General features: G+C 45.7%; 20 protein-coding genes. 12 read left to right on the plus strand and 8 right to left on the minus strand.

Going from position 1 to position 18,411, the window contains the following annotated elements; all coding sequences use genetic code 11:
- Positions 1–2 precede the first annotated feature (2 nt).
- Positions 3–821 carry a carbon-nitrogen hydrolase family protein gene (locus tag M1D72_RS08640; protein WP_456296620.1) on the plus strand — a complete coding sequence of 273 codons (819 nt, stop codon included), beginning with the start codon at positions 3–5 and terminating at the stop codon, positions 819–821.
- A 10-nt stretch (positions 822–831) separates the two neighbouring features.
- Complete coding sequence (tldD, locus tag M1D72_RS08645) at positions 832–2,277, plus strand: metalloprotease TldD (protein ID WP_456296621.1); 1,446 nt, start codon at positions 832–834, stop codon at positions 2,275–2,277.
- An 81-nt stretch (positions 2,278–2,358) separates the two neighbouring features.
- Here tldD and arcA read toward each other — a convergent pair whose 3' ends face one another.
- On the minus strand, positions 2,359–3,579 hold the full coding sequence (gene arcA, locus M1D72_RS08650) for an arginine deiminase (protein WP_456296622.1): 1,221 nt from the start codon (positions 3,577–3,579) through the stop codon (positions 2,359–2,361).
- 103 nt (positions 3,580–3,682) lie between these two features.
- On the opposite strand from arcA, the gene M1D72_RS08655 reads away from it, so the two are divergent.
- The 3 genes from M1D72_RS08655 to M1D72_RS08665 all read left to right on the plus strand — a co-directional run bounded on the left by M1D72_RS08655 (position 3,683) and on the right by M1D72_RS08665 (position 5,427).
- Complete coding sequence (locus tag M1D72_RS08655; RefSeq protein WP_456296623.1) at positions 3,683–3,820, plus strand: hypothetical protein; 138 nt, start codon at positions 3,683–3,685, stop codon at positions 3,818–3,820.
- Between the two features lie 311 nt (positions 3,821–4,131).
- The gene (gene rraB, locus M1D72_RS08660; RefSeq protein ID WP_390196213.1) at positions 4,132–4,548 is read left to right on the plus strand and encodes a ribonuclease E inhibitor RraB; all 417 of its coding nucleotides are present in this window, start codon (positions 4,132–4,134) and stop codon (positions 4,546–4,548) included.
- 93 nt (positions 4,549–4,641) lie between these two features.
- Positions 4,642–5,427 (plus strand): glycosyl hydrolase 2 galactose-binding domain-containing protein, encoded by a 786-nt coding sequence (locus M1D72_RS08665; RefSeq protein WP_390196210.1) that lies wholly within the window; start codon positions 4,642–4,644, stop codon positions 5,425–5,427.
- A gap of 9 nt (positions 5,428–5,436) precedes the next feature.
- On the opposite strand, the gene M1D72_RS08670 is transcribed toward M1D72_RS08665, so the two are convergent.
- The 5 genes from M1D72_RS08670 to argR form a co-directional block, all read right to left on the minus strand.
- Positions 5,437–5,820 (minus strand): DUF2061 domain-containing protein, encoded by a 384-nt coding sequence (locus M1D72_RS08670; RefSeq protein WP_456296624.1) that lies wholly within the window; start codon positions 5,818–5,820, stop codon positions 5,437–5,439.
- A gap of 167 nt (positions 5,821–5,987) precedes the next feature.
- A complete protein-coding gene (locus M1D72_RS08675; protein WP_390196205.1) occupies positions 5,988–6,425 on the minus strand; it encodes a universal stress protein in 438 nt (145 codons plus the stop codon).
- A gap of 71 nt (positions 6,426–6,496) precedes the next feature.
- On the minus strand, positions 6,497–9,073 hold the full coding sequence (locus tag M1D72_RS08680; protein ID WP_456296625.1) for a TRAP transporter permease: 2,577 nt from the start codon (positions 9,071–9,073) through the stop codon (positions 6,497–6,499).
- Positions 9,074–9,314: 241 nt separating this feature from the next.
- Positions 9,315–10,283 carry a TAXI family TRAP transporter solute-binding subunit gene (locus M1D72_RS08685; protein ID WP_456296626.1) on the minus strand — a complete coding sequence of 323 codons (969 nt, stop codon included), beginning with the start codon at positions 10,281–10,283 and terminating at the stop codon, positions 9,315–9,317.
- 327 nt (positions 10,284–10,610) lie between these two features.
- Positions 10,611–11,081, minus strand: coding sequence for a transcriptional regulator ArgR (argR, locus tag M1D72_RS08690; RefSeq protein ID WP_390196196.1), 471 nt, complete (start codon positions 11,079–11,081; stop codon positions 10,611–10,613).
- Between the two features lie 316 nt (positions 11,082–11,397).
- Between argR and mdh the strand changes: the two genes are divergently transcribed.
- Positions 11,398–12,330: a malate dehydrogenase gene (mdh, locus tag M1D72_RS08695; protein WP_390196193.1), complete on the plus strand. Its 933-nt coding sequence runs from the start codon at positions 11,398–11,400 to the stop codon at positions 12,328–12,330.
- A 91-nt stretch (positions 12,331–12,421) separates the two neighbouring features.
- Here the strand turns inward: mdh and ispB are convergent, their stop codons facing one another.
- Positions 12,422–13,393: an octaprenyl diphosphate synthase gene (gene ispB / locus M1D72_RS08700; protein ID WP_456296627.1), complete on the minus strand. Its 972-nt coding sequence runs from the start codon at positions 13,391–13,393 to the stop codon at positions 12,422–12,424.
- 266 nt (positions 13,394–13,659) lie between these two features.
- On the opposite strand from ispB, the gene rplU reads away from it, so the two are divergent.
- The 6 genes from rplU to folA all read left to right on the plus strand — a co-directional run bounded on the left by rplU (position 13,660) and on the right by folA (position 17,534).
- Positions 13,660–13,971, plus strand: a complete 312-nt coding sequence (gene rplU / locus M1D72_RS08705) for a 50S ribosomal protein L21 (protein WP_456296628.1) — start codon at positions 13,660–13,662, stop codon at positions 13,969–13,971.
- Between the two features lie 22 nt (positions 13,972–13,993).
- Positions 13,994–14,251, plus strand: coding sequence for a 50S ribosomal protein L27 (gene rpmA, locus M1D72_RS08710; RefSeq protein ID WP_076586054.1), 258 nt, complete (start codon positions 13,994–13,996; stop codon positions 14,249–14,251).
- 222 nt (positions 14,252–14,473) lie between these two features.
- A complete protein-coding gene (cgtA, locus tag M1D72_RS08715; protein ID WP_456296629.1) occupies positions 14,474–15,646 on the plus strand; it encodes an Obg family GTPase CgtA in 1,173 nt (390 codons plus the stop codon).
- A gap of 127 nt (positions 15,647–15,773) precedes the next feature.
- On the plus strand, positions 15,774–16,538 hold the full coding sequence (locus M1D72_RS08720) for a threonine/serine exporter family protein (RefSeq protein ID WP_456296630.1): 765 nt from the start codon (positions 15,774–15,776) through the stop codon (positions 16,536–16,538).
- A 1-nt stretch (position 16,539) separates the two neighbouring features.
- The gene (locus tag M1D72_RS08725) at positions 16,540–17,007 is read left to right on the plus strand and encodes a threonine/serine exporter family protein (RefSeq protein ID WP_456296631.1); all 468 of its coding nucleotides are present in this window, start codon (positions 16,540–16,542) and stop codon (positions 17,005–17,007) included.
- Positions 17,008–17,048: 41 nt separating this feature from the next.
- Entirely contained in the window at positions 17,049–17,534 is a 486-nt protein-coding gene (gene folA / locus M1D72_RS08730; RefSeq protein ID WP_456296632.1) for a type 3 dihydrofolate reductase, read from the plus strand.
- A 43-nt stretch (positions 17,535–17,577) separates the two neighbouring features.
- On the opposite strand, the gene apaH is transcribed toward folA, so the two are convergent.
- Positions 17,578–18,387, minus strand: a complete 810-nt coding sequence (gene apaH / locus M1D72_RS08735; RefSeq protein WP_456296633.1) for a bis(5'-nucleosyl)-tetraphosphatase (symmetrical) ApaH — start codon at positions 18,385–18,387, stop codon at positions 17,578–17,580.
- Between the last annotated feature and the right edge of the window lie 24 nt (positions 18,388–18,411).

Raw genomic sequence — 18,411 nt, forward strand, 5'->3', positions numbered from 1 at the left:
TCATGGAACGAGTTGGTGTTATTCAAATGACATCAGGCCCCGACCCGCAAGCCAATCTAAAGGTTATCGAAAAGCAGCTTGAGACGTTGAGCCAGCAGGGCGTACGCTGGGTTGTGACCCCAGAAAATGCTTTAGTGTTTGGCGCGAAAGCGGATTATCATCAGCACGCCGAAACCTTTGCTGACGGCCCACTACAGCACCAAGTGGCCGCATTGGCGAAGCGTTTTCAAGTTTGGTTTCTGATTGGCAGCATGCCGATTCGCCGCCCACAAGGTGTTTCCACAACCTCAATTCTTTTCTCTCCAAACGGGGAATGTGTAGCGGCTTATGATAAGCTGCATATGTTTGATGTTGATGTGGCTGATGGCCATAAGCGTTATCGTGAATCTGAAATATTCGCGGCTGGGCATCAAGTTGTTAGTGTGGAGACGCCATTTGCCAAACTCGGATTATCGATCTGTTACGATCTGCGTTTTCCCCATTTATATGGTGAGTTAGTTAAACAAGGTGCAAATGTCATCGTCGTTCCTGCGGCATTTACCGCAGTGACGGGGCAAGCGCACTGGCAAACGTTACTTCAAGCTCGGGCGATTGAAACTCAGTGTTGGGTGGTGGCGGTTAATCAATGTGCGACTCATCCATGCGGGCGGGAGACATGGGGCCATTCGATGGTCATAAACCCTTGGGGAGAGATCGTCGCTTGCCTAGATAATCAGCCAGATACGCTTGTTGTAGAGCTAGATATCGACAAAGTACAAGACATCAGAACGGCGATGCCTGTAGCGAAGCACATCCGTTTTGATACCCAAATAAAACAGTAAAGAGTGAAGTATGACCATTAACCACGTTGAAGAAGCGCTGTTGGCACCTGCTGGTTTAACCGAGCAAGATGTGGCTGACACCTTATCGAGCATCGCGACTCGTCAAATCGACTACGCGGATATCTACTTTCAGTCCAGTTGGCATGAATCTTTGGTGCTTGAAGACCGCATCATTAAAGACGGTTCTTTTAATATTGACTGCGGCGTGGGTGTTCGCGCGGTAACCGGAGAAAAAACGGGCTTTGCTTATGCTGACCAAATTCAGCTTGATGGACTAAAACAGAGCGCCGTAGCGGCTCGAGGCATTGCTCAGCAAGGACAAAATGGTCAAGTACACGCGTTTAAACGTAGTGTTAACCAAGCCTACTATGCGGCGGTTAACCCACTGGCAAGCTGGGAAAAAGAGCAGAAAACGGCATTATTGAAAGAGTTGGATGCTTACATTCGTACCAAAGAACCTTTGGTGACGGAAGTCTCGGTAAGTTTAAGTGCTGTTCATGAACAGATGCTGGTGGCCGCAACCGACGGCACTTATGCGGGTGATATTCGTCCTCTCGTTCGTTTATCGATCAGCGTATTAGCGCAAAAAGGTGAACGACGCGAGCGTGGTAGTGCAGGCGGTGGTGGTCGTTTCGGTTACGATTTCTTCTTGAGTGATTATCAGGGCCGTGCGCAAGCATACCATTACGCTGACGAAGCGATTCGCATGGCATTAGTTAATCTTGAAGCCGTGGCGGCTCCCGCTGGTACAATGCCCGTCGTGCTTGGGTCAGGCTGGCCTGGTGTGCTTTTACATGAAGCGGTAGGCCATGGACTTGAAGGCGATTTTAACCGTAAGGATTCCTCGGTATTTAGTGGTAAGTTAGGGCAAAAAGTGACTTCTTCGCACTGTACCATTGTCGATGATGGTACGCTCAAAGACTTACGTGGCTCTCTCAATGTGGATGATGAAGGGGTTGCGGGGCAATACAATACCTTAATTGAAAACGGGGTGTTGAAAGGTTACATGCAAGACAAATTGAATGCGCGTCTGATGGGAATGTCTCCGACCGGAAATGGTCGTCGTGAATCTTACGCACATCTGCCCATGCCTCGTATGACCAATACCTATATGTTGCCGGGTGAGCATGCTCCTGAAGAGATTATTTCGACCGTAAAACGTGGCCTATACGCACCTAACTTTGGTGGTGGGCAAGTTGATATTACATCAGGTAAGTTTGTGTTCTCTGCCTCAGAAGCCTACATGATTGAAGATGGCAAGATCACGCACCCAGTGAAAGGTGCAACGTTGATTGGTTCTGGTATTGAAGCGATGCAACAGGTCTCGATGGTCGGAAATGACTTGAGTATCGACCGTGGGGTCGGTGTGTGCGGTAAAGCCGGTCAAAGCGTGCCTGTCGGCGTTGGGCAACCAACATTGAAGCTAGATTCAATCACGGTTGGTGGCACAGAATAATTCATCGTGTGGTGATCGAAATAAAAAAGCTGCGTTCATCGCAGCTTTTTTATTATCAGAAGTGTAGCCTTTTCATACAGATTAAATATCGTCTCGCTCTATAGGGCAACTCATGCAGCGAGCTCCGCCGCGGCCGCGACCAAGCTCATTGCCTGGAATGGTTAAGACTTCAATACCGGCTTTATCATACTTTTCGTTGGTATACACATTGCGTTCGTAGCCAATTACCACGCCAGGCTTGACGGTAAGTACATTATTGGCGTCATTCCACTGTTCTCGCTCTGCTTCATAGTTGTCGCCGCCCGTGGTAATGATCTTGAGTTGATTGAGGCCTAGCGCTTGTTCGATGGCATGGATGTAGCTTACTACTGGTTTGACTTCCATCTCTCCATTGGCGGTCGGTGTTAAAGACCACGTTTCCAAATCACTACGCATGACTTCGGGATAAACGGAAAAGGTATCGACATCCATATGCGTCATGACGGTGTCTAAATGCATGCAAGCACGGCTTTTCGGTAAGCGAATCGCGATCACTTGTTTAGCTTGTTGATGTTTAAATAGGTTCGCCGCTAGGTTTTCGACACCTTGTGCGCTAGTGCGCTCTGACATACCAATGAGCACCGTACCTTTGCCGATTACCAGCACATCGCCGCCTTCAATGTTGGCGTTGTCATAATGTAAGTCTTCATCACCAAAGTATTTAATGAAGTCTTGTCCTGCAAAGGTCGGGTGCCAACGATAAATCGCACGTAGATGGTTGGTCTCACGCTGGCGAGCGGCTTTCATCATTGGGTTCAGTGACACACCACCGTAAATCCAGCACGAAGTATCACGCGTAAAGAGGTGATTGGGTAAAGGTTCGATGACAAAGTCTAGTGGGCGATGCAAGCTTGGCAGCATCGATGATGAGCGAATGGGAAGCTCGGAGTAGGCTAACCCCCCAAGTAAAATCGTCGCTAAATGCTCATTGTCCATTTCGGCCAAATACTGGCGTAGCTCTTTCGCAAACGTTGGGCCATAGCGCAAATCTGAAATCTGGGTTTCTAGCAACCAGCGACGCGCTTCTCCTATCGTGAGGGTTTCAACGAGCAAATCGTGTAGCAGTAATACTTCGACATCTTGCTGACGTAAGGTTTCAGCAAATGCGTCATGTTCTTGTCCGGCAGCTTCGACCGCAAGCACATCATCAAACAGTAATTCATGACAATTTGAAGGGGTGAGGTGGGTAAGGGCTCGTTCCGGTCGGTTTAATAATACTCGTCTTAACTGGCCAACTTCCGAGCCAACGTACAGCTTACTCATTTTGTATCCTTACAACTTAATCCTGAGTGTATTTATGACAAGCTTGTTATCAAGATGCAACCCTTGTAATTAGTCTTTAATTCTTAATTTTAAGGTGGAATAGGTGATTCTACCGACTTTTATTATGGGTATTTTGTATTTTTTAAAAATTATCTCTGTTGGCTACTTTTTGCTGACTCTGCGTCTCTATTCGTTTACTTTAACCATGATGAATGCGCAATCTTACATCACGATAGAATAGCTATTCATTCTCTCGGTTAACTATCGCCTTAGAGTTAGTTTTTTATGCATTCGTATGTTTTTTGGTCAACTGAATGGGCTTAATATAAAATACGCATGTATAGGCAAAACCGAGCAAAAATGGCGATATAGATAATTCTGAATCTGGTTTTGAAAAGAAAATGTTAAACGACAGCGGTTTTTCTACTATTTGCTGCTAATTCTTCGCTAAGCTAAAGAAATATGGTCTTATCAACGGGGTTATTGGTGGCTTTTATCGCCGATCCATGCCATATTTCGTCGCAACCAATTAGCTATGAGCGGAGCCACAATATGTCTCATGAAGATGACTACTTATCAGTTGAAGATCTGATTGAAATTCAAAAAGAAGATACTCGAGATATCATTCAATCTTTACTGGAAGATGGCAGCGATCCTGATGCTTTATATGAAATTGAGCATCACCTGTTCTCTGAAGATTTTGATAAGTTGGAGAAAGCGGTCGTTGAAGCATTCAAAATGGGATTTGAAGTACTAGAAGCTGAAGAAACCGAAGATGAAGACGGGAATAAGCTTCTATGCTGTGATGCCACGATGAGCTCGACTTTGGATGCCAAACTAATTGATGAACAAGTGGAAAAACTGGTTCAGCTCGCTGAAAAATACGACATTATCTATGACGGTTGGGGAACGTATTACGAAGGCGAAGACGCGCTTTATCCCGAAGAGGATGATGACGAACTCGAATAAGAGAAATACCAGCTATAGGCTGGTATTTTTTATGGCTGTTATTGCCGTTTTATGTTTGACTATCAACAAATATAAAATAATTAGCTCAACGTTATGATTTCTCCACTATCCGGCTTATGGCAACTGTCTCCGCTGACCGATCTGTCCATTCCTCAGGATGATCTCACTTTTCCTGGACCATTGAGTCAAATCCTGCCCTCAACCCTGTCAGAACAAGATATTGCCGCGCAAGAATGGCATCTCATGCACGATATTGAACTGGATGAAGTTCAATTGGCGTATCCTGCGATCGACCTAGTGATCTCTGGTATCGATTATTTTGCAGAAGTGCGCGTTAACGGCGTGGCGGTATTTGATTGTGATGGCAGCAGCCGAGAGTACAAAAAAGACATTCGTCCTTATCTACAGTTAGGTCCAAACCGATTTGAGATACTGTTCCTTGAACAGGAAGAGGATTGGCTAATTGATGATGAACCAGAGCAGAGAGAGCCAATCGTTGCAACCGATTCACGCATGGGAATTTGGATGCAGCCGTATTTGCAATTCATCTCTAACCTTCGATTGGAGCAGGTGACCACGGAGCAAATTTGGCATCATGGTGGTGGCTGTGAGTTTCTGGTTGATCTGCAATACACCACTTATAAGCCGGGGTTGGTCTCAGCATCGGTCAAATTTAATAGCATGACTTATCATCTACCGATTGATGTACGAGCCAATCATGTCAGTGCGTTATTTCAGATAGACGCACCTGTTTGCATTGATGAGCGTGAACCTAATCCAAGTGATCTTTATCCTTTGGAAGTTAACTTAGATGGCCAGCATACTGAGCTATTGATCGGTTTAAGCCCCTCATTAACGGTGACGCATTATCGAGTTTAACGTCTTACCTTAGTGCGCGGATGCTAACATTGCGTGATGTTTACGTTGCCAACGTTTCTCATGAAAGTAATACGCAATGGTGTTAAAGCAGGGCTCGATGGCTGCCATGATCCCACCGACGAAGAGATCGCCACTGATCATATACGCAACGCTGAATGCGACACTGAAATGCACAATGGCAAAGCTGGTCGTTTTGTTGCGGGTTAGGTGGCCAATAGCGCGATATTGGTTGAAGTGACTCCATACTTTTTCATGGAAGTAAAAGGCAAGCGTGTTGACGCTGGGTTCAAGCATGGCGATTAAGCTGCCCAATAGAATATCGCCAGTTAGCACGTAGGCGACAGTAAAGGCAATCGTAAAATGTATGGCAGCAAAGTTAAGTGTCTTTTTCATAATCTAGCCTTACTGAATCATGTAACCGTGGTGGATATGGTTATTATTGTAAATAATTCTCATTTGTAAAAGACGAAAAGAGCAATGTTTTTGATAGGTGAAAACGATGAAAAAAGCGCCGATAAGATCGGCGCTTTTGATTTGATATTTCGATGAAGAAATAACGTTTATTGCTGCGGTTTGACCACCAATACATTGATGGGCGAATTTTGCACCACTTTGGTTGCCACAGAACCAAGCATTACATTATCAACTCGAGAGCGCTTATGGCTTGGCATAATAATTAAATCTGCCCCTAGACGCTCAGCGTAGTCAAGAATAGTGGTATAGGCTTTTCCTTCGGCCACATGCACGTGATAGACCACGTCTTCATCGATATGGTCAACAGCAAACTGTTTGAGCTGCGCTTTGACATCCGTTTTCATTTTATTGGCAGCATCTTTAGGGAAATAAGTCGCAACCATCGACATATGGATACCAGGAAGAACATTCAGTAGGTGCACTTCCGCATTTGAGTGCTTGGCATGCCAAACGGCTAATTCAACCGCTTTATCTGAAAACCCTTTTTCGTTCAGGTCTACAGGGACAAGGATTTGCTTATACATAAGTGATTCTCTTGATAATAACAAAGTATGCCTATCGGCATTCGCCCTACATTATATGCAGGGCGAAGCGCTTAGGCGCTGGCTTTCTTATTACCTGCTCGGCGTCGTTGATTCCAAGCCATTAGCAATAAGAGTAAACCTGCAGGAACAAAGACCCACTCTTTCATTGGTCTTGGCATCTCTTCAACGACGGATTTGATTTCCCAATCGAAATCAATGCCAGCTGTTTCTGCTGGACTGCCGAATTCAACCATATCGACAATCATTTTTTGCTCGTCTTGGCGTAGCATCAAACCTGTAGAAGCGATACGTTGCTCTGCAGTTTCCGCTTCAGGATCAAACGGAAGCATGACGACTTTTTCAACATGATCACCATCAAGCGTTTCGCCCGCGACGACAAGCTCTAATGATTCTCCCACGTTTAACTGTTCAGTAACTTGCGCTATCTCAATCCCAGGAGAAACAACTTTTGGAGGATAAATCATGTCCCACCAAAAACCCGGACGGAAGAAAGTAAAGGTAAGAACTAAAAGCAGTACTGTTTCCCACCATTTATTTTTGGTAAACCACCAACCTTGTGTGGCTGCGGAGAAAATCAGCATTGCGGTGATCGCCGAGATAATCGTCAGTCCCAAATGCCACCAAGTATCAATACCCATTAATAGTAGTTGAGTATTGAAGACAAACATAAAGGGCAAAATCGCGGTTCGAATATCGTAGGTAAAGCCTTGGATACCTGTGCGAATTGGGTCAGATTTGGCGATCGCTGCAGCCGCAAAAGCCGCTAAACCAACTGGCGGCGTATCATCAGCCAAAATACCGAAATAGAAGACAAACAGATGCACGGCAATCAGTGGAATGATCAAACCGTGTTGAGCGCCTAGTGTAACAACCACAGGAGCCATCAATGTCGACACGACAATATAGTTGGCCGTTGTTGGTAAGCCCATCCCCAAGATCAAACTGATCACTGCGGTAAATAGCAACATCAAGAAAATGCTACCACCGGAAATAAACTCAACAAAGTCGGTCATGACTAAGCCGATACCAGTCAGAGTCACAACGCCCACGACCGTACCAGCAGCGGCTGTCGCAACACCAATACCGATCATATTGCGAGCCCCGGATACCAAGCTTTCGGCTAAATCAACAAAACCGGCTTTGAGCTGTTGTGCTACGTTGTCTTTATTTGTCATCCACGCCATGATTGGGCGCTGAGTGATCAAAATAAAGATCATAAAGACGGTGGCCCAGAATGCAGATAGCCCCGGTGAGAAACGTTCAACGGTCAAACACCAGACCAAAACCACGATCGGCAATAAAAAGTGTAATCCAGATTTTACCGTTGGGCCTGGATCAGGAACTTCCGTTAATTCTTGATCAATCTCTGGCGCTTGGTCTGCATATTTTGCTGATACGCGCAGCAAAGCGACATACACAAGCAGCAGGGCAATGCCAACAATGGTAGTGGCTGCGCCGCCAAACACGTCTTTAGTCCAGCCCACACCGTAGTAAACTAAGGCACTGAGTGCACCCAGAGCGACGATAGTGAAACTAAATGAGAAAATGCTTTGAAGCCATGTTGGCGTATGGCGACGAGGTAAGCCCGTCATACCAGCTTTGCAGGCCTCTAAATGGACAATATACAACAGTGCAATGTATGAGATTAATGCTGGTAAAATCGCGGCTTTGATCACTTCGACGTAAGAGATACCGACATACTCGACCATCAAAAATGCTGCGGCACCCATAATTGGTGGCGTTAACTGACCATTCGTCGAAGCGGCGACTTCCACCGCGCCCGCTTTGGTACCCGGGAAGCCCACGCGTTTCATCAAAGGAATGGTGAACGTTCCTGTGGTCACGACATTGGCAATCGAAGAGCCCGATACCAAGCCTGATAGACCGGATGCGACAACGGCGGCTTTTGCCGGGCCGCCACGCATGTGACCAAGAAGTGAAAACGCGACTTTAATAAAGTACGCCCCTGCGCCTGCGCGCTCAAGCATTGCACCAAACAGAACAAATAAGAATACAAAGGAGGTTGATACGCCTAAAGCAACACCAAATACCCCTTCCGTAGTTAACCATAGATGTGACATCGCTTTATTAAGGCTCGCGCCTTTATGTGCGATCACATCCGGCATGTATGGACCGGCGAAAGTGTAGAGCAAGAACACGGCGGCAACACACATTAGTGGAGGACCGAGTGCTCGGCGCGTGGCTTCAAGTAGTAACACCATTCCGATTACGGCGACCACGATGTCTAAAGTGGTGGGAGCGCCAGAGCGGTTTGCCAATTCGGTATAAAACAAATAAATGTAAGCGGCTGAAAAACTGCCTGCTAAGGCGAGTATCCAATCGATGGCTGGAATACGATCGCGTGGCGAATTGGTGAGCGCTGGATAGGCCGTAAACGCTAAGAAAACCGCAAACATGAGATGAATGGAGCGTGCTTCTGTGTCGTTAAGAATACCGATATCCAGAATAAAAGGCAGTGGAGACGCGTACCAGAGTTGGAATAGTGACCAACACAAAGGCACAAACCACAAAATGCGCCCAGGTAGACCGGCGGGGTTTCGCGCACCAGTGTCTGCTTGAGCGACCATCTCTTGCACATCTTGAGACGAATTATTTGTCTGCGTCATGTACGTTGTCCTTATTATAATTAATTGATTATCGCTTAACAGCGAGTATCTATGTTCGTGTTGCTTTTCAAGTCTAGTTAAAGACCAAATCAACGCGGAACGGTTTGTCTTGTTGTATAGAGATTAAGAGAGAGTGGGATTCGAAAAAGGAGAATACCCAATTTTTGATTTGTTATTGAAATTAGGCTTTTTATTTATAAGGAGATGGTGACAGAACCATCTCCTTGTTGTTCGGATTCTATTATTTTAATAGACCCGCTTCTTTATAGTATTTGATAGCGCCAGGATGAAGAGGAATTGAGATACCTGCTTTCACCATGTCTTCTTTGCTTAAGTTCGCAAATGCTGGGTGTAGGCGTTTGAAGGTGTCAAAATTTTCAAACACGGACTTTACAACATTGTATACCGCGTCTTCAGAAACATCTGAAGTGGTCACTAGGGTGGCAGCTACACCAAAGCTTTTCACATCCTGATCGGTTCCGCGGTACATGCCAGCTGGCACGTTTGAGTATGCGTAGTATGGATTGTCTGAAACAATCTTGTCGATTTCTGGGCCGGTCACAGGAACCAGTTTTGCATCACAAGAGGTGGTTGCTTCTTTGATTGATCCATTTGGATGACCAACTACATAGACGAACGCATCAATTTTGTTGTCACACAGTGCTTGTGAACGTTCAGAGCCTTTTAGCTCAGAAGCAAGTTTAAAGCTGTCGTTTGTCCAGCCCATTGCGTCCATGACAACACCCATGGTTGCACGGTCACCAGAACCTGGGTTACCGATGTTGACGCGTTTACCTTCAAGATCTTTCACGTTGTTGATGCCTGCATCGGTGCGGGCAATAACGTTGAAAGGTTCAGTATGTAGAGAGAAAACTGCGCGAAGTTTTTTGTATGGACCTTGTTCTTCGAACTTACTCGTACCGTTGTAGCCGTGGTACTGCCAGTCTGATTGAACAATACCGAAGTCCAATTCACCCGCACGGATGGTATTAACGTTATAAATAGAGCCGCCAGTTGATTCTACTGAACAACGGATGTTGTGGTCCTTACGTCCTTTGTTCACCAACTTACAGATCGCGCCACCAGTTGGGTAATAAACCCCAGTAACAGAACCTGTACCAATGGTAATAAACTCTTGTGCGTTGGCAGCGCCGGCACCTATAACAGCCGCTGCAAGTGCGCCGACTTTTACTAGTTTGTTAAATGCCATGAATTATCCTTCCTTATTCATTATTGTCCCTAAGCAAGTGTAGATGCTTGGGCGTTTTCTAGGTGAAAACGGGCATCTTTTTCAATCCATCTGTTGAAAAAGTCGCAGAATAATACCAAAAAACAATAGATAATGACGAGAAACTGACAAATTCTAGTAAGAATGACTAATTTATTACGGAGGTTCTACGCGTTTAGTTTGGAATAAATTTGTTCTCACTCAATGAGTTAGTGTAGGTTAGCAAGGAATGACAAATTTATTTGTAGTGTGATCTAAATCACACTAATGTCAGTGTGATTTAGACAGAAAACCGACGATTTTGAGTAATTACCCCGAATATTCAAAGAGTTCGCATACGGAGTGAAAAAGCTCTTTTGCACTGGTGCTCAATGTTGGCGTGATGAAAATGGTGTCGTCACCCGCAACCACACCTAAGATCCCTTCTGATTTACCTAAAGAGTCGAGTAGGCGAGCAATCAATTGTGCGGCGCCAGGGCCTGTATGAATAACAACTAATGCATCGTTGTGGTCGATATCCAGTACCAGCTCTCGCAACGAACTTGAAACGGTAGGTACTCCAAGTTCTGCGGGTAGGCAGTAAACCATTTCCATCTTTGCGTTACGAGTTCGAACCGCTCCAAACTTGGTCAGCATACGAGATACTTTAGATTGGTTGATGTTATCAAAGCCTTCACTTTTGAGGGCATCGACAATATCGCCTTGAGAGCCAAAGCGCTCTTCTTTTAGTAGTGATTTAAAAGCACGAACGAGATTGTCTTGTTTGTCTGAATTACGCATGGTATTTCCAGTCGAATTCCAAAAAAAAAGAAGTGAATATTCTCGCATAGCTATGCAGTCAGTACCAATCACTAAGGTAAAATCTGTCTAACACATCACTGTAAACATTGCGGATATTTAAATGTTGACAAGGCGAACTTAAACCAAGGTATGGGATACGGATAACCACCGCGTACCACGTAATTTCTGGGTTGCGCAACGTCGCAAAGATGACGTTAATTGTTTGTAATCAGTATGTGATTACTATAGCTTTAATTTTCCTGATTTAGATTAGCCTAACTATATTTATAAGAGAGTCATCTCAAGGAGAAGAACAATGAAAGTCGCCGTTATTGGTGCCGCTGGCGGCATCGGTCAAGCCCTCGCCCTACTACTTAAAAATCGTCTTCCTGCTGGATCTGATCTTGCCCTTTATGACATCGCCCCTGTTACTCCGGGTGTCGCTGCCGACCTTAGCCATATTCCAACCCCTGTTAGCATTAAAGGTTACGCTGGAGAAGATCCAACACCAGCACTTGAAGGTGCTGATGTGGTCTTGATTTCAGCCGGTGTTGCACGTAAGCCGGGTATGGATCGTGCGGATCTTTTCAACGTAAATGCTGGAATTGTTAAATCTCTGGCGGAAAAAATTGCCGTCGTGTGTCCAACCGCGTGTGTTGGAATCATCACCAACCCAGTGAATACAACGGTACCTATCGCAGCTGAAGTTCTAAAGAAAGCAGGTGTTTATGATAAGCGCCGTCTATTTGGTGTGACGACTCTGGATGTTATCCGTTCTGAAACTTTTGTGGCTGAACTTAAAGGAAAAGACCCAAGTGATGTTCAAGTTCCTGTCATCGGTGGTCACTCCGGGGTGACCATTCTACCGCTGCTATCCCAAGTCGAAGGGGTTGAGTTTACCGCTGAGGAAGTCGATGCCTTGACTAAACGTATTCAGAACGCCGGTACTGAAGTGGTTGAAGCCAAAGCGGGTGGTGGCTCAGCAACACTTTCAATGGGGCAAGCTGCATGTCGTTTTGGTATTGCTTTAGTGAAAGCACTGCAAGGTGAAGAGAATGTGATCGAATGTGCTTATGTTGAAGGTGAAGGCGAACATGCTCCATTCTTTGCTCAACCAGTAAAACTCGGCAAGCAGGGTGCAGAAGCAATCCTAAGTTACGGCGAGTTGAGTGCTTATGAGCAAGCTGCGCTGGAAGGTATGCTTGATACTTTGAAAGGCGATATTCAAACAGGTATCGACTTCGTCTAACGACGCACTCTATTTATATAGAAAAAGCCGACATTGCGTCGGCTTTTTTGATCGTCATCGATCGTTAGCGATGGTGAACTTTCGCTATGTGTTATTTTGAGCGATTCACAGCCAAATGCGCCAACGTAATAAGCGCTTGTTTGTAGTCCGACTCAGGTAACACCGCTAACTCTGCAATCGCTTTATCGGCTTCTTGTAGCGCTTTCTCTGTGGTGTAAGCCAGAGAGCCAGCTTGATCCATCGCGGCAAGGATCTCATTGAGTCTATCCATACCGTTGGCGTGTTCAATCGCATCGCGAATCATGGCCGTTTGCTCGTTATTTCCATGACGCATCGCATGAAGTAGAGGTAACGTTGGCTTGCCTTCCGCGAGATCATCCCCCACGTTTTTGCCCATTTCTTCGCCATCCGAAGTGTAATCCATCACATCATCGATGAGCTGGAAAGCGGTTCCTAAGTATTTACCGTAATTTTGCAGTGCGGTTTCAATCTCAGGCGAGGAGTCGGTCAAAATAGCGCCTATCTGGCTTGCCGCTTCAAAGAGACGAGCGGTTTTTGAATAAATGACTTCCATGTAACTCTCTTCGGTCGTATCGGGATCGTTACAGTTCATCAATTGTTGCACTTCGCCTTCGGCAATGACGTTCACCGAATCACTCATCAATTTAAGGATCTTCATGGATCCTAGCTCGGTCATCATTTGAAAAGAGCGAGTGTAGATGAAGTCACCAACCAATACGCTGGCGGCGTTACCAAATGCGGCGTTAGCGGTGGCTTTGCCACGCCTCATGTCTGATTCATCAACCACGTCGTCATGCAACAAAGTGGCAGTATGAATAAATTCTATAAAGGCTGCTGCGAGTGTATGCCCTTGGCCTTGGTAACCCAAAGCACGGGCGGATAAAATGGCCAAAAGAGGGCGCAGACGTTTACCACCACCACTGATGATATAGAAACCAAGTTGATTAATAAGAGAAACGTCAGAATTCAGTTGGGCATGAATAGTTTCATTCACTTTTGCCATGTCATCGGCAGTCAGCGATTGGATAGCTTTAAAATCCATGATATATCCGGCTGAGGTTAGTACCTGTAAGGTATTTTTATCGACTTTATTCGTTGAATAATACACTAAAAACCGTTGATAAATACATGCTTTAAGGGCATGATTGCGGCACTTTTGTTTGGCGAGTGCATTTTCGCCAATTATTTTAAAATATGGCTTGTCATGGTCAGATCCTTTCTGTAGAATCTGCGCCCTATTGATGATTAGTTTAGCGCACACCCGAAAGAGAATATTCATAAGGCTGTGCGGAAAAAGCGGAGTAAAATATGTACGCTGTTTTCCAATCTGGTGGTAAACAACACCGTGTAAGCGAAGGTCAAACTCTTCGTTTAGAGAAATTAGACGTTGAAACTGGTGCAACAGTTGAATTTGATAAAGTTCTACTTGTTGCTAACGGTGAAGAAATCACTGTTGGTGCACCTCTTGTAGCTGGTGGCAAAGTAACTGCTAAAGTTGTACAACACGGTCGTGGCGATAAAGTAAAAATCGTTAAGTTCCGTCGTCGTAAGCACTCTCGTAAGCAGCAAGGCCATCGTCAGTGGTTCACTGAAGTGAAAATCACAGGCATCAACGCTTAAGAACTTGTAGGAGAGTTTAACAATGGCACACAAAAAAGCTGGCGGTTCTACTCGTAACGGCCGCGATTCAGAAAGCAAACGTCTTGGTGTAAAACGTTTCGGTGGCGAATCTGTACTTGCAGGTAACATCATCGTTCGTCAACGTGGTACTAAATTCCACGCTGGCAACAACGTTGGCATCGGTAAAGACCACACTCTTTTCGCTCTTGCTGAAGGCAAAGTGAAATTTGAAGTGAAAGGTCCTAAAAACCGTAAATTTGTAAGCATCGAAGCTGAATAATTTAGGTTTTAAGCTGAATTCAAAAGCCCTGCCAATTCGGCAGGGTTTTTTATTGGTCAAGATGAATCAATAACCCACCTTTTTAGTGGTGAGAAAGGTGAGTTATTGGTTTCTTGTATTAGCGACCTCAAGATCTAAGGTGATCGATCTAACGCTTAGGTCTGCTAGAATTTATATCATTGCTATCGCAGTGATATCGCAACGCAATATGCGGAGTATGAAATGAAATTCGTTGATGAAGCGGCAATTAAAGTTCAAGCCGGTGATGGCGGTAACGGTATCGTCAGCTTTTGGCGTGAAAAATTCGTCACTAAGGGTGGCCCTGATGGCGGTGACGGTGGTGACGGTGGTGACGTGTATATCCAAGCGGATGAGAACCTCAATACCCTAATTGACTACCGATTCCAGCGCTTTTATGAAGCTGAGCGTGGTGAGAATGGTCGCGGTGGTAACTGTACCGGAAAACGCGGTAAAGACATCGTAATGAAAGTGCCTGTGGGAACTCGAGCTGTGGATATTCACACCAATGAAATCGTTGGTGAGGTTGCCGAACACGGTAAAAAGGTCATGGTCGCTAAAGGTGGCTGGCATGGTTTAGGGAATACCCGTTTTAAATCATCAGTTAACCGTGCACCACGCCAAAAAACCATGGGGACTAAAGGTGAAGTTCGCGAGTTGCGCTTGGAGCTATTACTCCTGGCTGACGTTGGTATGCTTGGTCTTCCTAATGCGGGTAAATCGACATTTATCCGTTCCGTCTCGGCGGCGAAGCCAAAGGTTGCGGACTACCCATTTACAACCTTGATTCCAAGCCTTGGCGTGGTGAGCGTGGTTCCCGAGAAAAGCTTTGTGGTTGCCGATATTCCAGGGCTTATCGAAGGTGCTGCTGATGGCGCAGGTCTTGGTATCCGCTTTTTGAAACACCTTGAGCGTTGCCGAGTGTTACTGCATATGATCGATATTATGCCGATTGATCAATCGGATCCGGTGCAAAATGCATTGACCATTTTGGATGAGCTTGAACAGTACAGTGAAAAATTGGCGAATAAGCCGCGCTGGTTGGTATTTAATAAAGTTGATCTGATGCCGGAAGAAGAAGCCGATGAAGTGATCCAAAATGTCCTTGATGCACTAGGTTGGGAAGATCAATATTTCAAAATCTCTGCGATCAACAAAGCTGGCACCAAAGAGCTCTGCTTTAAACTGGCTGAATTTATGGAAGCACTGCCTCGTGAAGAGGAAGAGCTTAGCGAAGAAGAGAAAGTCGAGTTTATGTGGGATGATTACCACAAAGATGCGATGTCTGGCGATGATGTGATCACAGAAGACGATGATGATTGGGACGACTGGGATGACGAAGAAGATGACGGTCACGTTATCTACGTGCGTGATTAATCGAAATCGTTAATATTGAGCCGCTCATTAAAGCGGCTCTTTTTGTATCTAAATCAAATCATTTTTGTGTATATTTGTTCACAATGATCTCATCTTTTTAGGTTCTAAACGGAGTTAGGAATAATCAATGATATCCAAGCAACGAGCCGTTTCTCGTCTTATTGCACAGGCAGGGCAAATGCTATTAGCGCATGGGGCTGAAAGTACCTTAGTTGGCGATATTATGCGCCGAATGGGCGTTGCCAGTGGTATGGATGAAGTGGAAGTGGCGTTGACAGCCAGCTCTCTCGTGGTGACCACTGTCTCGCAAGAGCACTGCATTACGACCGCCAGACGTTGTCCTGATCGCGGCATTAACATGCGTGTTGTCACTCAAGTTCAGCGCATTTGTATTATGTTAGAGAAGAAGATCATCGATCCGGAACTCGCGCAGACACGACTGAATCATATAAACCCAGAGCGCTACAATCGATGGATTGTCGTACTGATGATTGGCTTGTCTTGTGCGGCATTTAGCCGTTTAGCTGGTGGTGATTGGACAGTATTTATGATGACGTTCATCTCTTCCGCATGCGGCATGATTGTGCGTCAAGAGATCGGCCATCGTCATTTTAATCCGTTACTAAACTTTGCCTCGACGGCTTTTGTGACCACCGTCATAGCGGCGCAAGCGGTGATTCATCAGTTGGGCAATCAACCCTCTTTGGTCATGGCTTCGTCGGTGTTGATGTTGGTTCCCGGTTTTCCGCTGATCAACTCTGTTGCCGATATGCTCAAAGGTTATGTCGATATGGGGGTTGCTCGCTTCGTGATGGCCAGCTTGTTAACACTAGCAACCTGTCTTGGGATTATCGCGGCGATGAGCATCGTCGGCGTTTGGGGATGGGCTTAATATGATGGATTTATTGCTTGGCTTACTCAACGATATGTTTTTTGCTTCTATTCCTGCTGTAGGTTTTGCGCTTGTATTTAACGTACCATCGCCAGCCCTTAAGTACTGCGCGCTCGGTGGTGCAATAGGGCACGGTTCTCGTTATTTGATGATGCAGTTTGGTATTCCTATTGAGTGGGCCACCTTTTTTGCAGCCACGATTGTCGGTATGGTCGGCGTATATTGGTCGCGGCGTTTTATGGCACATCCCAAGGTGTTCACTGTTGCTGCGTTGATACCCATGGTTCCCGGCGTGTTTGCTTATAAGGCAATGATTGCCATGGTTGAAATTAATCATCTGGGTTACACCCCTGAACTGATCGCCACGTTATTTGAAAACTTTTTGAAAGCGATGTTTATCATCGCAGGTCTTGCGGTTGGTCTTGCGGTGCCTGGGCTGTTATTCTACCGTCGCCGTCCTATTGTTTAAGCTCAAAGGGCAAAGATAGATTCACATTCAGGAAGTTCTAAATGATCATTAGCATGATTGCTGCCATGGCTGAGCAGCGCGTTATCGGTAAAGACAATGAGATGCCTTGGCATTTACCTGCCGATTTTACATGGTTTAAGCGTTGCACTATGGGCAAGCCCGTGATTATGGGGCGCAAAACCTATCAGTCCATCGGGCGGCCTCTGCCTGGCAGAGCCAATATTATCATCAGCCGCGATCCTGAATTGAAGATAGAAGGGGTGACAATCGTTGCTTCTATTGAGCAAGCCTTATCATGCGTAAGCGATAGTCCTGAAGTGATGGTTATTGGTGGTGGTTCAATTTACCAAGCTTGTCTTGAGCGAGCTCAGCGTCTGTATTTGACGTTTATTAACGCGCAATTAGAAGGGGATACACAATTCCCAGATTGGGGAGAGGCATTTATCGAAGTCTCTCGCGAGTCGTTTAAAGCTGACGAGAAAAACGCTTACGATATGGATTTCTGTATTTTCGAGCGTAAAGAATAAGATGTATATCGCGTAAAAAAGGCAGGTCAATGACCTGCCTTTTTTAATCATTGAGCGCGGTTTGCGTAAAGTAGCGTTGATCGTCCCAGCGCAGCATGGTCAAACAGCCTCCCCATACACAGCCGGTATCCAAACCCACGACTTTTTGTCCTTGGTACCCTTCTAGTGCTGCCCAGTGACCAAAGAGCACGGTTTTTTCTAATTGGACTCGATTAGGCACTAGAAACCAGGGCATTAGTTGATCATTGCTGATCTGTGACGGTGGCAGTTTGCAGGCCATATCGAGATGTCCTTGTGCGTCACAAAAGCGCATACGCGTATAGGCGTTGATGATATAGCGATAGCGAGCGAGACCCGTTAAGGATGAATCCCATAAATTGGGCTGATCAGCATACATGTTGGCAATCAACCAGCGCCAATCATCACTTTGTAAGATGGCTTCGACTTCTCTTGCGGCATTACGTGCCGTGTCTAAATCCCATTGTGGAGAAATGCCCGCATGACACATCACAAATTCATCGTGTTCGGCAAGTAGGGGTTGTTGACGTAGCCAAGTCAGCAGTTCTTCGCTGTCTGGAGCCGTAAGAATATTTGCGGTTTTATCTTTGGCTTTAACGGGGTGAATACCGAGAGAGACCGCGAGTAGGTGGAGGTCATGATTGCCTAAAATCACTTTAGCACTGCCACCGAGCGACTTAACAAAGCGTAAGGTTTCTAAAGATTTTGGGCCACGAGCGACTAAATCGCCTGCTAGCCAGAGGGTATCGTGGTCTTCTGAAAAGGCGACCTTTTTCAGTAGCGCCTGCAGTTCATCAAAACAACCCTGAATGTCTCCAACAATATAATTGGCCACGTAACCTCCCGAACAACTTAAAAA

This window comes from Vibrio sp. AK197 (genome assembly GCF_053903115.1).

Bases quoted from the DNA above. Each gene is read 5' to 3' on its own strand.
- rplU (WP_456296628.1), top strand. From the start codon at position 13,660: ATGTACGCTGTTTTCCAATCTGGTGGTAAACAACACCGTGTAAGCGAA.
- rraB (WP_390196213.1), top strand. From the start codon at position 4,132: ATGTCTCATGAAGATGACTACTTATCAGTTGAAGATCTGATTGAAATT.
- M1D72_RS08665 (WP_390196210.1), top strand. From the start codon at position 4,642: ATGATTTCTCCACTATCCGGCTTATGGCAACTGTCTCCGCTGACCGAT.
- folA (WP_456296632.1), top strand. From the start codon at position 17,049: ATGATCATTAGCATGATTGCTGCCATGGCTGAGCAGCGCGTTATCGGT.
- cgtA (WP_456296629.1), top strand. From the start codon at position 14,474: ATGAAATTCGTTGATGAAGCGGCAATTAAAGTTCAAGCCGGTGATGGC.
- M1D72_RS08675 (WP_390196205.1), bottom strand. From the start codon at position 6,425: ATGTATAAGCAAATCCTTGTCCCTGTAGACCTGAACGAAAAAGGGTTT.
- ispB (WP_456296627.1), bottom strand. From the start codon at position 13,393: ATGGATTTTAAAGCTATCCAATCGCTGACTGCCGATGACATGGCAAAA.
- M1D72_RS08685 (WP_456296626.1), bottom strand. From the start codon at position 10,283: ATGGCATTTAACAAACTAGTAAAAGTCGGCGCACTTGCAGCGGCTGTT.
- mdh (WP_390196193.1), top strand. From the start codon at position 11,398: ATGAAAGTCGCCGTTATTGGTGCCGCTGGCGGCATCGGTCAAGCCCTC.
- argR (WP_390196196.1), bottom strand. From the start codon at position 11,081: ATGCGTAATTCAGACAAACAAGACAATCTCGTTCGTGCTTTTAAATCA.
- M1D72_RS08720 (WP_456296630.1), top strand. From the start codon at position 15,774: ATGATATCCAAGCAACGAGCCGTTTCTCGTCTTATTGCACAGGCAGGG.
- tldD (WP_456296621.1), top strand. From the start codon at position 832: ATGACCATTAACCACGTTGAAGAAGCGCTGTTGGCACCTGCTGGTTTA.
- M1D72_RS08670 (WP_456296624.1), bottom strand. From the start codon at position 5,820: ATGAAAAAGACACTTAACTTTGCTGCCATACATTTTACGATTGCCTTT.
- rpmA (WP_076586054.1), top strand. From the start codon at position 13,994: ATGGCACACAAAAAAGCTGGCGGTTCTACTCGTAACGGCCGCGATTCA.
- M1D72_RS08680 (WP_456296625.1), bottom strand. From the start codon at position 9,073: ATGACGCAGACAAATAATTCGTCTCAAGATGTGCAAGAGATGGTCGCT.
- M1D72_RS08640 (WP_456296620.1), top strand. From the start codon at position 3: ATGGAACGAGTTGGTGTTATTCAAATGACATCAGGCCCCGACCCGCAA.
- arcA (WP_456296622.1), bottom strand. From the start codon at position 3,579: ATGAGTAAGCTGTACGTTGGCTCGGAAGTTGGCCAGTTAAGACGAGTA.
- M1D72_RS08725 (WP_456296631.1), top strand. From the start codon at position 16,540: ATGATGGATTTATTGCTTGGCTTACTCAACGATATGTTTTTTGCTTCT.